Genomic DNA, 16,016 nt, shown 5'->3' with positions numbered 1-16,016 from the left:
TCCAACCTTGCCGGGTAAATGGCGCCTTTAAAGCCGCCGCGCATCGATATGAGCAGGCCAGCCCATATACGACCTTCAGTTTTTTGTGACAGCGTCTCTTCGTTTTTTTGGGGGCCGTCAGCTTCTCGAAAGCTCGCGCTCTTACTTTGAGCAAGTCGATTTTGAACACCGCATCGCAGCCTCTTGAGGGCAATAAAGAAACCGAGGTACCTGATGGTTGGAGCAATTAGAGGTGGAGGTGGCGGCACCGGTGCGTCCTTGGCTCGAGCCGGCCATGGGGATAGGCACGATGAGCCCGGCGGGCCTTCTGGTGGTGGCCGACCGATTGGGGAGGGCGGTCGGGACAGCGGTCCGGTTAACTCCGGAAATGACCCGCAATCCGTAGATCAGAGTGCGGCATTCCAAAGTGTTCTGAGTTCCATTGCAGTACAAATGGCGAGCGATTCCATGGCTGATTTCGATGACGCCATGGGTGATACGGAAGAGGATGCCTGACGCCGGATTCTTCGGCGTCAGGTGTGTGAGCCGTCAAGCACGGCACAATTCGAACGGAAAGGTAAAACGATATGTCTAAAGTTGCTCCCGCTGGTGGTGGTGCTGCTCCGGCCCTTGGCAATATGGCTAATGAAGGGGCTGGGGCTGCCGCCTTCCAGTCGCAAATTGCGGCGCTCACGGCAATGAGCGCAGAGGCCACGGAACGGAGTGTGATGCTGCGCACCGTTACGACCAACCTTCAAACGGTCAAGAAGGTGGCCGACGAGCGCGTTCAGTAACATCGCAACCGGGACGTAGCGTCGTCCCGACCGCTGCCTTGGCGGTGCAATGTGGAGTCAAAGTGAGCCGTACGGCCGTGGCTGTACGGCTCATCTCCTTGTGCGGGAGAGTTCCGTGAATGACGCCATTTCTATCGATTTCGAAGTGCTGTCGGGTCTCTATTCTGGGCTGACTGGTAATGCGCCTCTGGAGCCGAGTGTAATCGGTAGTGGTCTTGAGTCCGATATAATTTTCATCGAGCAAGGGCTAGAGCCGCGTCATCTTCGTATCAGTCTTCTTGGCAATTCGATCGAGGTCGAGGCCCTTGCGGATGGGATCCGCATAGAGGACAACCAAAATATCGCCGTAGGCGAGCGCGTTGTTGTTTCTCTTCCTGTCGTCATTCATGCGGGCGCGCTGTCCATTCTCTGGTCCGTTCAAGATGCCGGGGAGAAGCGCCCCATTGGCATGCGTCGCCTCTCAATGCCAGTGATAGCCGTTGTTTTGCTGAGCTGCATTGGCCTCGGCGCGCTCTCAACCATTTTTTCCCTCTACGGCAGCACCAGCGGATTGAGCGCCAATCCTACTAACCCCGGACCTATATCGAAGGTAACCATCAAGCGCCCTGGTGATCAGAGCGTCCAGTTAGCGGCGAAAGCGCTGCAAGACGAAATTGATCGGGCGCAGTTATTCGATATCAAGATCAAATCCGCAGACAGTGTTGTTACCGCCGAGGGCACCATCACGCCTGCCTTGGTCTCCAAATGGCAGAAGATCCAAGAGCTGTTCGATCGTCGCACAAATGGAGCGCTAACACTCGTGAACGGTGTGGTGATCAAAGAGGACAAGGCACCATCCGCAATCCCCATTGAAGCTGTTTGGCGCGGGAATCTTCCACATCTTCTGATCGGTGGGCAGAAGTATTTCGTGGGAGCTCTATTGGATAACGGATGGATGGTCGATCGGATCGAGGACGCTCAGGTGCTGCTGAGCCGAAATGGCCGCGTTGCTGCGCTCCCTTATTAAACTCCAGGTTCGGTAGGAGAACTCCATGGTCAAGATGTCCAGCTTCCCTGTCGGCTCCGGGATCTCGGCGCGCGATCTTAACATTGAGCCTGCAGGAGCAGCCGAGCCGGCCAATGGTGAAACCAAAAAGATGGAATTCGATCGCGCTCATGCAAATCGCAGCAAGAAGCATGCATCGACTTTGCGGCGTGCACACGCGCACGATATGCCGCTCGTACGCACGGCCAATGGATTGTTGGGAATTAGTGAAATCGAGGCGGTCACGTCCGTCAGCCCGAGCGAGAGCTTTCAGATCAGTGAGATCGACCCCCGCGCTGCAGCGGCCGCTCTTTATGGCCATACTCTCGCACGTAGCCAGCTCTCCTTCATCATGCCACGCATACGTCATCCGGAAATCCTGCGCGAAGGGAAGCGTAGTGTTCTTCTGGAGCGCTTGGTCAAGGCGCTCGCGGCGGTACCTGAGGATTCGGTGGCGCGTGAAGGTATTGCCGCCCTCCAACAGGAGTTTCGGCGGCTGGTGCTGTTGCGACTGAACCGGAACAGCTTGATCAAGGCGAGCGAAGGTCGACCTGGATGAAGAATAAAACTTCAATGTTGGGTTATCCCGTCGGGACACACGTTGCCAAAGACCGGTGATGTCGTGCTGATTTCCGAGCAGGAGCGAGATTTGCTGTGCGCCCTTTCCTATACCCACCTTGCGTGTGGGCAGAGCGCCCAAAGCCTAGCCTTGTTGCGGCTCGCCGTCAGCGACAATTCTCAAGACGTCAACCTGCTACGGATTTTCGCCTATGCGTTGATTGCTGAGGGTCTCGGCGATGAAGCATTGACGATCCTGGACAGGCTGGACGTACTTGATGACCAGCAATCTTCTCGCGTCCCTTTGACTCTCATGCGCAGCCATGCGCTGCTGCGAGCCCGTCGCATGGACGAGGCGCGAGCGGTCTTCCAAAGCTACGTTTCACTTCGCAGCCGCACAGTTCTTCTCAAACAAACATAAAGAAGATGGCGAACCTCATGCGCAACTTCATCGCGCAAGCGCCGGCCAACCCGGATCTAATGGTCGCGTTAATGCTGCTTCTGGCGATCGGTATGATGATCATGCCCATCCCGATCGGCGTCGTTGACGTCCTGATCGGATTCAACCTCGGATTCGCCATACTTCTTCTAATGGTTGCCCTGTATATCGGCACACCACTTGAACTTTCTTCCCTGCCCGGCGTCATTTTGATCTCCACGGTGTTCCGCCTCGCGCTTACCATTGCAACGTCGCGACTAATCCTTGCGGAAGGGGAGGCCGGTAGCATCATCCATACGTTCGGCGACTTCGTAATCTCAGGCAACATCGTTGTAGGTTTTGTGATCTTTTTAGTGGTGACCATGGTCCAGTTCATGGTTCTCGCAAAGGGTGCCGAACGCGTTGCAGAAGTGGCGGCGCGATTCACGCTCGACGCTCTGCCAGGCAAGCAAATGGCGATCGATGCCGAGCTAAGGAACGGCCACATCGATGAGAATGAATCTCGTATACGGCGCGCCATGTTGGAGAAAGAAAGCCAACTTTATGGCGCTATGGACGGGGCTATGAAATTCGTGAAGGGCGATGCCATCGCCGGGCTGGTGGTTATCTGTATCAACTTGCTGGGCGGAGTTTCCATCGGGCTGTCTAAGGGGTTGCCCTTCGGCGAGGTGGTGCAGCAATATACTCTGCTGACCATAGGTGATGCATTAATCTCACAGATTCCAGCACTGCTGCTGTCGATTTCATCGGCGACCATAGTTACGCGTGTGGGCGGGGCCGGGAGACTCAACCTTGGTGCTGACATTGCCGGCCAGCTCACCGCCAATACGCGCGCATTGAGGCTGGCTGCTGGTGTCTTGGTTGCGATGGGGTTTGTTCCTGGCTTCCCTCTGCCCGTCTTTCTCGTGTTGGCCGCGGTCTTCGCGGCGGCAAGTTTTACCAAAGGCGATAAGGAAAACGGCGACAATGCCACTGCTGCCACTGCAGCTCCAGGGAAGCCAAAAAAGCAAACCCCACCTCCGGAAGGAGGTCCGATCACCCTGCTCCTTGCACCGAGCCTTGGAGATGCGATCAATCAAACCGAATTGCAAAAGCACATTGAGCGCGTTTCGGAACTGGTCTCATCTGACCTCGGCATCATTGTTCCCCGCATCCCTGTTGCAGTCGAACAGCAGTTGCCGGAGTCGCAGTTCAGGATAGATGTCGAGGGCGTACCGGTCGAACAGGATGCGATTGATCCGACGCAGCTAAGGCTTACCGACGATCTGGCCAATATTGAATTGAGCGGCATCCCCTTCCAGCATGACCCACAAGCGGGCAAGATCTGGGTCGAACAAAGCCATGCATCCGCTCTCAATGACGCCGGCATCGGCTATCACAGTCCCATCGAACTTATTGCGTCGCGAGTCCAGGCAACGCTCGCGCGGCGTGCGCGGCGCTTGGTAGGCATCCAAGAGACCCGTGAATTGCTGGGCCGTATGGAGCAGGAATATGCCGAGTTGGTGAAGGAGGTGCTACGCACGACGCCGATCCCCCGGATCGCCGATGTCCTGCGCCGTCTACTGGACGAAGATATCCCGATCCGCAACACCCGCCTCGTCTTGGAGGCATTGGCTGAATGGGGGGAGCAGGAGCAAAACGTCGCATTGTTGACGGAATATGTTCGTTCCGGTCTGACGCGGCAGATCTGTCATCGTTTTGCCAACGCTCAGGGTGTCGTGCCCGCCTTTATTATCGAACGTGAAACCGAGAATTTGGTACGCGGCGCGATACGTGATTCGGCTGTTGGTCCCTACCTCGTATTAGGCGACGGGCAAAGTGAGATGCTCCTGTCACAAATGCGGCAGATCCATTCGAACCCTGCGCCGGGACAGCGCCATCCTGTCATATTGGCTTCAATGGACGTCCGACGCTTCGTCCGCGGGTTCCTTACCCGTAACGGGATCGATCTCGTCGTTTTGTCTTATCAGGATCTGGATTCGGAGTTTACGATTCAGCCGGTCGGATCCGTCAAGCTCACCGCTGCAACGAATCATGAAACGTCATGAGAACGTAATAATTTGCACGTTGAGCCCAGCTGAAGTGCGTAGAAATAGTCGTAAGGATAGCGGCATTCAAATGAGAACAACAGTCGTTCCACAGTTGCGTTCAGTTCGTATGGCGTCAGTTCCCTTCGCAATACTTTCCGTTCTTCCTCTCGGCGGTTGCGCTAGCTCGGGCCCGCAAGCTCTTTCAGTGAAAGAGACGCCGTCACCCGAGTTGCTCGGTGCCAGGGATATCAATCCGGCCATGCGCGAACGCATCTTGAGCTCCGTTGGTCAGGATGCTCACGAGCGGGCTTTGCGGGATCAGCTGCAGCAGCAACCAGGCAATGTCGACGCGGCGATAGAGCTTACGAAAGCCCTACTAGCAAGGAAACTCCCGAACGAGGCGCTCCAGGTGCTCGACGGGGTTTTGATTGCGGCTCCAGGCAACTTGCGCACATTGAACGCGAAGGGAGTTGTGCTCGACATTTGCGGACGGCATGGAGCGGCACAAGCGCTATATCGCCAAGCTCTCAGGAAAGAACCCGGGAACCAGATGTTGGTCAACAACCTCAACCGGTCGCTCGCGCTTGACGAGAAGTCAGGACGGAGTGCGCCGGCACGATCGCGGTAGACTGACATTCGCGCGGAAGCTCATCGCAGGCATCAAATAGTCGCAGCAGCTTTCATCAGTTGTTCCCTATTGTTCCCGCAAAACCTGACGAGCCCGAAATCAGCGCGAAAAGGCTTGGTCCATAGGTACGTGAATTGATCTCTCAAATGCTTGGATCCAGAAAGTGGACGCCTTCCACGGTAATCAAACAGAGTATGTCTCCGAACGTACGTTCCTCTGCGTTCTTGAAACTTGGAGGTGCAGAAGAGGTGCTTATCGCTGCGACATGAGAAGTCGTTCAGAAACGGCGCGGCATTTTGTTGGCAATGAAGAACTGGCGCGTGTCTCATCGGGTGATGTAGCCCGGTACCGGGGCAGTGTCGTTCAGCAAGAGCGTCCGGTTGGAATTTTTTCGAGTGTCTATTTTTGTGAAATAGGTCGTACCTTTCAGCTGGCCGACCGGCGCGAGGGGCTATGAAAAAGGGGCCTCTAACCGACCTCTTAGTCGAACGGTTTGAGACGATGCCGCCTCAGCTCCAGCGGGCTGCCCGGTTTGTGTTGGACCATCCGCAGGACGTCGCGTTGATGTCCATGCGCGAGCAAGCGCATTTAGCGGGTGTGTCCCACACGACCATGATGAGGCTAGCGCGATGGCTCGACTTCGACCGCTACGAAGACATGCGCAGCGTTTATGCGAAGGCCCTGCGCACGTCTGCCGAATCGCCGCTGCCTGAGCCTCGGCAAGATGGCGATGGCAGTTGCTCAACGGTCGGAGTCGTCGCGGGCACGCTGGCATCGGAAATCGCGAGGCTCGGGGAATGTGCGAACGCGATGCAGCTAACGGCTGCTGCCAATGTCCTTGCCGAGAGCCGAAATCTCTTCTGCCTTGGCTTGCGCGCAGAGCATCCGGTGGCACAGCATTTTGCCTATACGCTGTCACGGCTCGGCCGGCAGGCGGTTGTTCTTGATGCGGTCGGGGGACTCGGCATCGATGCCTTGCGAGGTGTCGGGACAGGAGACGTAGTACTGGCCGTAGGCATCGAGCCTTACTGTCGTGCAACCATCGAAACGGCTAGGCAAGCAGCGCGCCAAGGAGTGGCTGTGGTTGCCATTACCGACAGCAGCGTATCGCCGCTCGCCCGTATGGCCAAGGCAAGCGTTATTGTAACTAGCAATCCACAATCCTTCTTCAAAAGTATCGCGCCGGCTCTGGTAGCAAGCGAGATCTTGGCCAAGTTGATCGCTGCCAACTCCGGAATGAATGTCGATGAGGTCGTGAAGGAAATCGAGCGCCAGCTCGCGGAGCTCGATGTCTTCTGGAAACCGCCCCATAGTGGGAAGCACAGCGGGCGTGCGAAATGTAATCCAACCGCTGGAAGCGCGATTAGCGCGTTTCCGGAAATTACTTGATGATTACCCGCGTGATTATGTGCGCAAGGCGACATGGAAGGGTACGCCTATCGCAAGCGCCTGGACGGCTCGGCATGGTACCAAACCCTGCACGTGCGGAGAAACCGGCAACTGCCCGGGATTAGACTAGGCAGCGCACAGGAGAGCTGATTTGAGCATGAAAATGGAAGCGAGCTCGAGCCTGCTAAACCTCGCCCGCAACTCAACCCGGAGCTCGCCATTGCCGTCCGGGCCTGCGGATTCCAGCGTGAAGCCGGCCGCCATTCCGATCAAACACCGGCCACCATTCCGGTATGCAGCCGGCTTCAATTTCTCGCTGCTGCTCAACTGGTTCAGGCAGCTTTTGTGGCTGCTGATCGCCGCGCTCCAAAGCCGGCCGAAATCCCTCGAAGCCTGACGAGCTTCATTGTTCACGGGCGACTGGATAGGGAGAGCGTGATTTTTCTGCAGACCCAGTTCACCCCGCACTCGGATCGCTCGCATAAGAATTCAACGAATTGGGAGGTGGGGCGGGCAGTTCTTAGTTCTTTAGGTCCCCAATTTTCGTCGGCTTCCCTTACAACCGCGCCTTTAAGCGCTGCCGCGAGGCTGCAAACACTGCGCATGAGGCAACGCTTGAAACTCGCGGAGTCGTTACGTGAGGCAATACGCACACTCACCTAGGTGGCCGCGCCGCAGGGCAGCATAGGGGAGGCGCGTCATCACCAGATCCGACAGCTTCGCAACGGCGGTAGCACGGGCTCGTCGAACGGCAAGATCGGCGGGCCGTGCAGCGAGTTCCTCCTTCGCGCCTGCAGTGATGATCTCGACTACGTCCTGCCGCGCTCTCGGTCCGTCAGCCTGTCGACAGCTGAGCCCCATAGAACAGTTTCCAGCCGCCAGGGCGGCTTAAGCTGCTCGGAGCAGGCAAGGGAGATAGCATGGATCCCTTTAACAACGTCAATCCATCCGGCGTCTCTGATCTCGCCCGCACAGACGATGCAGGCTCGCAGCAGCAGACCGACCAGGCGCGTTTTCAGGAGCATCTGAACGCGTTGCAGCCGGGCCAGCATCGGCAAGCCGTTCCAGACAGCCGTCTCGCCAGGCGGCGGACCGGCTCCCATGCAGATGCGGTTGGACCGAGGATGCTGCAAGAGCAGGACGTCGCGGAAGGCGGTTCGCACTTGCCCTTTGCTCCACCAGCTCACTCACCTGCGCAGAGTTTCGACCAGGACGAGCTCTTTGCCGCCGCCGACCGCGCCGGGTCGTTCCCGGCTGCAAGTTTCGCTTCGGCGCAGTTCTGGCAGGATGTGGAGCGGGTGGTCCACTCACCCGCGCAAAGTGTCGATCAGCCGCGGAGCCGGGCTGCGCTTGGGGGCGGTTATGAAGCTTTGAGTTCCATGCCGCCGCCGCGGGTCAACCTGCCCGCCACGGGATTTGGAAGCGCACCCGATTTTGTGAGCCTCCCTCACGTCGTCGCGGACGCATATCGGCCTGCGGCCAATCAACAGGGCGATCTGACCGGCGCGCGCCATACAACGCCGGCCGCGGCGTCGCACCAGGCTGCCGTCGTTCAGCAAACGCGCAGTCGCAAGCGCGGCCGCGAGCACCCGGACGAGGCGCTTTTTGCCGCCTACCGTGCCGAGGCGGCTAAAACAGCCAAGGTGGGTGAAAGCTCGATTGCTGGCGATATAGTGGCGCTGCGCAAGTTCAGCATATGGCTTGACGAGAACCACCAGAGCCAAATCAACGGTCGGGTTGAGGACGAGCAGCTGGTCGGTCTGGTAAAGGACTTTGCGGGCAACGATGCCGTACTACTGGGCGACACCAAAGTGGCGTTGGGAAGGCTCCGGCAGCATTCAGCCGGACAGCCTGTGACGGCTGCTTCGGCTGTTCGACCCGGCACGAAGGACGATGAGGAACTCTTCGCCCAATACCGGGCAAAAGCCGTGGTCAAAGGATCAGCCGTGAGGCGCGATCTAGCGGCCTTACGCAAGTTCAGCAAATGGCTCGCCGAGAACCACCGGACGCAAATCGCCGGCCGGATTGAGGACCCGGGGTTGGACGCGCTGGCGAAGGACTTCGCGGCGCGCGATGACGAGCGTATCAATCCGGCGTTGAAGAGGCTCCGGCAGCTTTCTGTCAGACAGCCTGGGACGGCCGCTTCGAATGTTCGACCTGGCACCAAAGACTATGAACAACTCTTTGCCCAGGCTGCGGGCCTCAAAGAAGGGACCAGGGGAGGCAATTTGACCGGCGCGCACCATACAATGCCGGCCGCGGCGCCGCACCAGGCTTCCCTCGTTCAGCAAACGCGCAGCCGCAAGCACATCCGAGAGCACCCTGACGAGGCGCTTTTTGCCGCCTACCGTGCCGAGGCGGCGAACACTGCCAAGGTGAGTGGAGCCTCGATTGATCGCGATACAACGGCGCTGCGCAAGTTCAGCAAATGGCTGGCCGAGAACCACCGGACGCAAATCGCCGGCCGGATTGAGGACCCGGGGTTGGACGCGCTGGCGAAGGACTTCGCGGGCAACGATGCCAAACTACTGGGTCAACTTAATGTGGCGTTGGAAAGGCTCCGGCAGCATTCTGCCGGACAGCCTGTAACAATCGCTTCAAATATCCGGGAATTTGGCACGAAGGACGATGAGGAACTCCCGGCCAGATACCAGACAAGAGCCATAGCTGCCCGCCTCAAAGAAGGAACCATGTGGCACGATCTAGCGGCGCTGCGCAAGTTCAGCAAATGGCTTCACGAGAACCACCGGACGCAGATCGCCGGCCGGATTGAGGACCCGGGGGTGGACGATCTGGCGAAGGACTTCGCGGGCAACGATGCAAAATTACTGAGTGAACTTAATGTCGCGTTGGGAAGGCTCCGACAAGCCGATGCCGGACAGACTGTCACAACAGCTAGAGCGCGCCCGGTCAGCGAAGAGAAGCAGGTGATCGAAGATGCATGTCGGGCAGCTGCAAGCAGGTACAGTCAAATCACGCTTTCGATCTATCGGAGCCATTTGGGTCGTTTCAACAGCTGGCTTAGTCAGAACTTCGGCAAGGACATTGCCCAGATTGAACCGACGGTGCTGAGCCGGGCGGTTGAGGAGTACAAGATGACCGCAGCCCCCGTTTTCGGCGCAGCCTGGGGCTTTATGCAGAAATACCTGCAAATGGTCGCAGCCAACAATGCGCTGGGCTTGGCAGCCCAGGGGCAAGCGGCCCCGCGCGGGCAGCCAAGCGGCCCGCCCACTGGAGCGGTACAGAGCACCCCGCCCGTCGTCTTCTCGCCCATCCCCATGTCCCCGAGCGACCCGGCCTGGGACGTGTTGCGAGCCTTCCATGAAGAAGAGGCGGTAAAGCGTGGCGCGCCAATGGCGACCAATGTGCCGCAGTTCCATCAGACGACATCGCTGCCGCCAGAATTGGCCCCCATGCCGGCCCCATCCTCGCCTGCTCAAAGTGCCGACTCGTCCTCGACCTTCGCCGGCCTTGCACCACTGTCGCCCATACCTTATCGGCATCCGGATTTTGATCTGAATGCGCTCACGCCCGAGCAACTAACTGAGGAGGGTAGCGGCTCAGGCCATTGGAGCGCAGTTGCCGGCTCGGCAATTGCCCAGCCCGGCTCGTCACGTAGATCCTCGCAGATCTATGCCGGCCTTGATGACATCGTCGACTTGCAGGACGATGCCGGCTCCGCGCCGCGGTCGGACGCTGCCAGGTCGAGATCGATTGCCGGGCCATCGCCGTCATCGAGCGTGCCTGGCGAAGGTTCCGCGGCGTCGAGCGCTGTACATGGCAGGCCCCCGGAGCTCGGGCCACAGCTTGGCTCGCGGGAGCAGGCCGATTTGGGGGTAAGGCCCGCCGCCTCGCAGGAAAGTTACGATCAGTCGCAACTTTGGCAGCAGGTGGACCAAGCCGGAAGGCAAAGACCTGCCGGTTGGGACCGCCCCTGGTCAGCGTGGTCGCCGCCGTCGGATCAAGACATGGGGCCAGCCCGGCGGTCCGCGTCAGCTCGCTCGTCTGACATCTACCGCGGTCTCGACCCCCTGGTCGATTTGCCGTCCACACCGGCCGAGCTGCGTGATGATGCCCACTCTACGCCATTTCCAGGTACAGCCTCCGACGCTCAGATCGAGGCGCTCAATCCGCGAGCCTCGTCTCACGACCGCGGGCTGGCGCTCGACGCCACGCAATGGCTGAGCGATGAGCATATCCAGAGGGACTACGAGCTGCTGGCGCAGGAGCTGCAGAGGGAAAATCCAGATCTCGCCGCGCGAACGCGGCTCGCCGACCCGCTGATAGCCCATTATCATCTGCGCCTGGGCTCCGACAATGCCGCCCTCGGGGCTTTCCAGCGCATCGTCTATGATCGCAATGGCAATGATACAGCCGACTTCCTGTTCCTGCCTGTCAACGATGCCAGCGCTACCGATCCTGAACGCCGCGGCAGCCACTGGTCGCTGCTGCTGGTTGATCGACGCGAGCGGGCAAGGCCGGTTGCCTATCATTACGACTCCGCCGACCGGCTCAACGCCCAGCCCGCGGCACAGCTCGCACGACGGCTGGGAGCCCGCCTGGAGCCGGTCCGCATGACCCAGCAGCAGAACAGCTATGATTGCGGTGTCTTTGTGCTTGACGGCACCAGGGCGCTGGTTGGACGACTGGGGCAAAGGCAGCAGCCAGCCAGGCTGCACCTCGACAACCTCGTCATCGATCGGCAAGCACTCCAAGACCGACTGCGGGGCTGATGTCGGCCTCTGCTGGTCAAAAAGCGATATACCGACCGAGGTTTTCTGGTATCCCAGCCTGATCCCGGAGCCGTTGTGCGCCATCGCTAAACCTCTCACGAAGAGGTCAAGCTTCCAATGCAATGAATTTCAGTTCCAGATTTGATTCAGGGCCCCGCCTAGGAGATCGGTCATCAGCCGGTAGCTTTCCGCCCATGTCTGATTCTTCTTGCCACGATCACAGGGCTGAGAGCCTGCAGCTCCCGGACTTGCACGGATCCGCTTTATTTCGCGGGGTCTTTGGGGGGAAGAAGCCTGTCCTGCCCATTTAGTGAAAGCCGTTGCTCTGGAATCACCCGCTCTCGATTGTGCTTTTATGAATCTCGGACATAGACGCGTGGAACGTGGTCCCGGAGCTGAGCATACAGCCCGACGATGTCGGTGCCCCACCAGGTGGCGACCTCATGCTGTGTGATGGTCTGGTCTCCCTGCTGCCCGAGCAAGAGCACCTGATCGCCGAAACAAGCATCGGGGATCTCCGTGAGGTCGATACGGAGATGTTCTAAATGAACCGGCGGCAGCAGAGGCGCACGCCGGCCTCTCACCAGTGCCTCAGCACCCGGCGGGAGCTGACGTGGCAGCCCGTCTCCCCAACCGATACCGAGCACTCCGACGACCATTCCTTGCCGGTAGCCAGGCAGATCCGGCGCCGTCCCGAGCGAGGAGTCGGTCCGCTTGATTGAAACCAGAGAGCTCGAAATGGCCTTAAGAGCCGGCCGCAGGGCGACAGGCCGGGTGGGATGATCCGTCTCGGAGACACCAATGAACAAGGCACCGGGATCGACGGCATCGAAATCCATCTCAGGGTATCGAAGCACGCCCGCCGTGCTCGCCACCATCGCAACGGGAGGTCGTGTCCCAGAAGCATTGGCCGCTTGAAGAATCTGCTGCAAACGGGAGCGCTGTTCGCTTAGATGGAAGGGCGCCTTCGAAGGTAGTTCGCTGAGATGCGCGTAAAGCCCTTCGACATGGACATCGTCATAAGCATGGCCGGCAGCGAGCAATGCGCTGACAACCGACGGCGCTGCCCCCGACCTGTAAAAGCCAAGATCAACCTTTACAAAGACCCGCGTGCTGTCCATTGCGGCACGCCAGCGTTCCAGTTCCTCAAGGCTGGAGATCGTGACTGTGAGCCCGAGCCGTTCAATGATGTCGGCCGATGAGGGCAGAGGTCCTGGATAGAGCAGGATTGGAAGCTCGACTCCCATATGCCTTATCGCGATCGCATCCGGCAGCGCAGCGACGCCGAAGCCGTCAATCCCCTCTGCAGCCAGAGCTGAAGCCACCGGTCCCGCGCCGCACCCATACCCGTTGCGCTTCAGGCACGCGAAAATCCGGACTGCCGCGGGCAGGTGTGCGCGAAGCTGACGATAATTGTGCCTGATCGCGTCCAGGTCGATCTCGTACCAGCTGCCGCGCAGCGGCGTGCGGTGGGGGTCAGAGGCGCCGGGTGGACCGCAATGTATCAGTGTCTGATAGTCAAGCATGACACAACATGAAAACAATCCCGAGAACCGTCGATTTATCAAGTCTTTCCGAGCTGTCTAAGTATTGGTGACGGGTGAATTCCTGACCGCGCTCGGCAGCATTCCACTCTCAAGAAGGGGCAAGGCCATCAGCGTTGGCAGGCCCGCATCGCCCAGGAAGCTTGCGGGCCTGTCTCAGCGAGCGCCCCTTTGGCTTGTCAGGTAGCCTTGCGGCCAAGTCCCATTGACTTGGCAAGCGAAGAACGTGCGGCGGCGTAATTCGGGGCCACCATCGGATAGTCAGCCGGCAAGCCCCATTTTGCCCGGTATTCGTCCGGCGTCAGGCCATAGTGAACGGAAAGATGCCGCTTCAGCGACTTGAACTTCTTCCCGTTCTCCAAGCTGATGATGTAGTCCGGCGTGACGGACTTCCTGATGGGCACCGCTGGCGTGAGAGTTTCCGGTTTTTCCGCCGCGCCGCCGCCGGCGCTCTTCAACGCTCCATGCACTCGATCGATCAGGGCCGGGATATCTCCGACCGGGACTGGATTGTTCGAGACATAGGCTGAGACCACCTCGGCGGTCAGCTCGATAACGGCGTTAGTGTTGTCGTCGGTTTCTTCCATCGCGTGCACTCCTTGCCTGAAGCAATGTCGCCGAAGCTCTCGTTTTTTAACGGTGGCGCGGCATGAACGCAACGAAGTCCGCGGGTAACGGGGTCGGTTTGAAAGTCCACGGAGGCTTTTTGCCACCGACGGCCCCGGAAGCGCGCGATTATCGCCGCCCTCCCGGGCTCTACAAGGTCATGAAGTTTATCGGACCTCTAGGTCCGCTTTAACATGGTGTCGGGTTGCGCGATTGTCGGCGCTATGGACACAGGTGAGCGATGCGCCAGACGAAGAAGGCATTGCCTGTCGGGCCGAGCGAATTTCACACTTCGACAGTCGAGGATTCCAAAGGCGTGATCCGCATTTTCTCGATTCACACCACGGAAGGCCTTTTGGATTCGCGCTCGACGCCGCACGCTGCCGGCCAATCTGAATCCCGATCGATCCGGTCGAGACTGGGCCTACCTAAAGAAGCCCGCTCGTAAGCCGGGCCCAGGAGTTAAACGGGAACGCAAGGGCCAACCGGCGGGATTAGCCGCCCCTTAGCTTGCATCCGCATCATGACGGCTGAAAGAAGTCTCGCTAGGCGATACTTGCGGTCGCCGCCTCGGCCGAGCGCAAACACCTCGAACCCTGCGGCGTGGGCGAACTGGACAGCAGCCGATCAGGTGTGTCGAAATTGGCAACCGCGGGTGCCGGCGAGTGAGATAACGCTTAGCGAATCTGCCCATTTTCCTGGTCCGAAGGGGGCCCTCCTTACTGTTGCGGGCCGAGGTTCCCAGTGGGCTGTGCAAATGTATGGACACATCGCTGGACAGGCTCCGGATGCGGTCTCAAAGGTCTGCGAATGTGCACCAGATGGCGGGACCGACCTAGCTTGCGGTCTACGGCAATCGCGCAGGCGTAACAGCTGCCGCCGGGCTGAGTAGCTTCGCTTCCGACAACTGCAGCGACCTGTGCACGGGGCAGGGGCGGCTCGAGCCGTCCATCCGGCGGGAGGAGATAGAGTTGGTCCGATTCGGATGGCGACGCGAGCCGCAAGCGAGCCCTATCGTGAATTGTCCGGCGATGACAAATTACGAAATGTATAGGCCTTCGTCCGAACGTGATCTGAGGGAACCGACCCCCCGGTCCTGCTCGGTGAAATGGGCCCAGCCGACCGGCTTGGAATCTTCCGGCTTTGCCGCCCAATGCCCGGACTAATCCGAGATCAGTGGCAATAAAAGCCGTCCATCCCCGCCGCCTCGACGGTTTAGATGGGAATTTTTGTGCTGGAATAGATCGGACTGTCGGTCGCTACGCGATAGTCGTGAAGCCGCGTTTCGCCCTGCTCTCTTGTTGCCAGCGACGATCGCACTTCGGAGACCCGCCTACCATGATAGAAGAAAAAGTCGGTTTTTGTACGCTGTGTAAGTCACGGTGTGGCACCATCAACGTCGTCGAAAACGGCTGGCTTAAAAAGGTGGTGCCAAATCCTGATCATCCGACCGGAAAGGCAATGTGCCTCAAGGGCCGATCGGCGCCGGAAGTCGTCCACAATTCAAGGCGTCTTACGGCGCCGCTCCGGCGCACGACGCCGAAGAGCGATCCGGATCCGCGGTGGATGGAGATCTCTTGGGACGAAGCACTCGATGAGATCGCTGATCGGTTGAAGGGCCATGTTGCCCGAGGCGGTCCGGAGTCCGTCGCCTTCGCGGTAACCTCGGGATCGTCATCCCCGTTGTCGGACAGCACCTATTGGATCCTGCGATTCGGAGAGCTTATTGAACGCGCGGCGTTCGATTGGGATTTCGTGCGAGATTGGACGAATGCTCCATATCTTGTCAGGTCGGACAACGATCGCTTGGCGCGGAGCCTGTAGCTGTCGTGCGCGGATGGTCAGCACGTGGCTGTAGTGTGTTCGAAGACGATTTCCTCGATTGCAATTGCGGCTTTCAACCAGGGCGAAATCCTTATCATGCCTTGCAGGCTCTGCGCCGGGATCTTCGCCTCGGGCGGAAAGCAGGACTGCTGTGAAGGCGAGTTCCGCCGACAGTCGCCTCGCCGTGACCCCTTTGCGCTTGAAGCCAGTTTCGCCGGTCGCCTCGTAGAGCGGCTCGTCATTGACACGCAGCAGCTTTCCCTGCCTGGCATCTGGCCGCTTCTGGAGCCTGACAGCCCGGCCATTGAGCCGGCGCTCGGGCGCAGGCATGGACGCGGGGCGCGTTGACGCCGCAAAAAATTGCCGATTGCTTCATTTGAAACGGAAAAGGCGGAAATCCTCAGGTAAACACGCCTCCCCGATAAGCGCGTAGTGACGGAGACCAATCTCCCGACGGCTTATAGAGGA

The 16,016-nt window shown here is 59.2% G+C and carries 12 protein-coding genes; 10 read left to right on the top strand and 2 right to left on the bottom strand.

Features of this window, described 5'->3' with window-relative positions:
• Positions 1-566 precede the first annotated feature (566 nt).
• From ABID26_RS34855 to ABID26_RS34815, 9 genes are all read left to right on the top strand, one after another.
• A complete protein-coding gene (locus tag ABID26_RS34855; RefSeq protein ID WP_040971374.1) occupies positions 567-773 on the top strand; it encodes a hypothetical protein in 207 nt (68 codons plus the stop codon).
• 115 nt (positions 774-888) lie between these two features.
• Positions 889-1,779, top strand: a complete 891-nt coding sequence (locus ABID26_RS34850; protein WP_354418061.1) for a SctD/MshK family protein — start codon at positions 889-891, stop codon at positions 1,777-1,779.
• A gap of 25 nt (positions 1,780-1,804) precedes the next feature.
• Positions 1,805-2,356 carry a hypothetical protein gene (locus ABID26_RS34845; RefSeq protein WP_354418060.1) on the top strand — a complete coding sequence of 184 codons (552 nt, stop codon included), beginning with the start codon at positions 1,805-1,807 and terminating at the stop codon, positions 2,354-2,356.
• Positions 2,357-2,398: 42 nt separating this feature from the next.
• Positions 2,399-2,776 (top strand): tetratricopeptide repeat protein, encoded by a 378-nt coding sequence (locus ABID26_RS34840; RefSeq protein ID WP_354418058.1) that lies wholly within the window; start codon positions 2,399-2,401, stop codon positions 2,774-2,776.
• A 5-nt stretch (positions 2,777-2,781) separates the two neighbouring features.
• A complete protein-coding gene (gene sctV, locus ABID26_RS34835; protein WP_354418057.1) occupies positions 2,782-4,842 on the top strand; it encodes a type III secretion system export apparatus subunit SctV in 2,061 nt (686 codons plus the stop codon).
• 241 nt (positions 4,843-5,083) lie between these two features.
• Positions 5,084-5,452 carry a tetratricopeptide repeat protein gene (locus tag ABID26_RS34830; protein ID WP_354418055.1) on the top strand — a complete coding sequence of 123 codons (369 nt, stop codon included), beginning with the start codon at positions 5,084-5,086 and terminating at the stop codon, positions 5,450-5,452.
• Between the two features lie 453 nt (positions 5,453-5,905).
• The gene (locus ABID26_RS34825) at positions 5,906-6,841 is read left to right on the top strand and encodes a MurR/RpiR family transcriptional regulator (RefSeq protein ID WP_354418053.1); all 936 of its coding nucleotides are present in this window, start codon (positions 5,906-5,908) and stop codon (positions 6,839-6,841) included.
• 247 nt (positions 6,842-7,088) lie between these two features.
• Complete coding sequence (locus ABID26_RS34820) at positions 7,089-7,238, top strand: hypothetical protein (protein WP_354418051.1); 150 nt, start codon at positions 7,089-7,091, stop codon at positions 7,236-7,238.
• Positions 7,239-7,761: 523 nt separating this feature from the next.
• Positions 7,762-11,574, top strand: a complete 3,813-nt coding sequence (locus ABID26_RS34815) for a Ulp1 family isopeptidase (protein ID WP_354418049.1) — start codon at positions 7,762-7,764, stop codon at positions 11,572-11,574.
• A gap of 353 nt (positions 11,575-11,927) precedes the next feature.
• Here ABID26_RS34815 and alr read toward each other — a convergent pair whose 3' ends face one another.
• Positions 11,928-13,100 carry an alanine racemase gene (alr, locus tag ABID26_RS34810; protein ID WP_354418047.1) on the bottom strand — a complete coding sequence of 391 codons (1,173 nt, stop codon included), beginning with the start codon at positions 13,098-13,100 and terminating at the stop codon, positions 11,928-11,930.
• Positions 13,101-13,297: 197 nt separating this feature from the next.
• Positions 13,298-13,705 carry a Ros/MucR family transcriptional regulator gene (locus tag ABID26_RS34805; protein ID WP_354418046.1) on the bottom strand — a complete coding sequence of 136 codons (408 nt, stop codon included), beginning with the start codon at positions 13,703-13,705 and terminating at the stop codon, positions 13,298-13,300.
• A gap of 1,357 nt (positions 13,706-15,062) precedes the next feature.
• Here ABID26_RS34805 and ABID26_RS34800 point away from each other — a divergent pair.
• Positions 15,063-15,548: a molybdopterin-dependent oxidoreductase gene (locus tag ABID26_RS34800; RefSeq protein ID WP_354418044.1), complete on the top strand. Its 486-nt coding sequence runs from the start codon at positions 15,063-15,065 to the stop codon at positions 15,546-15,548.
• The last annotated feature ends 468 nt before the right edge of the window (positions 15,549-16,016 follow it).

The sequence above is a fragment of the Mesorhizobium shonense genome, assembly GCF_040545255.1.
GTDB classification, from domain to species: Bacteria; Pseudomonadota; Alphaproteobacteria; order Rhizobiales; family Rhizobiaceae; genus Mesorhizobium; species Mesorhizobium shonense.
This window is presented reverse-complemented; position numbering and strand designations above follow the sequence as displayed.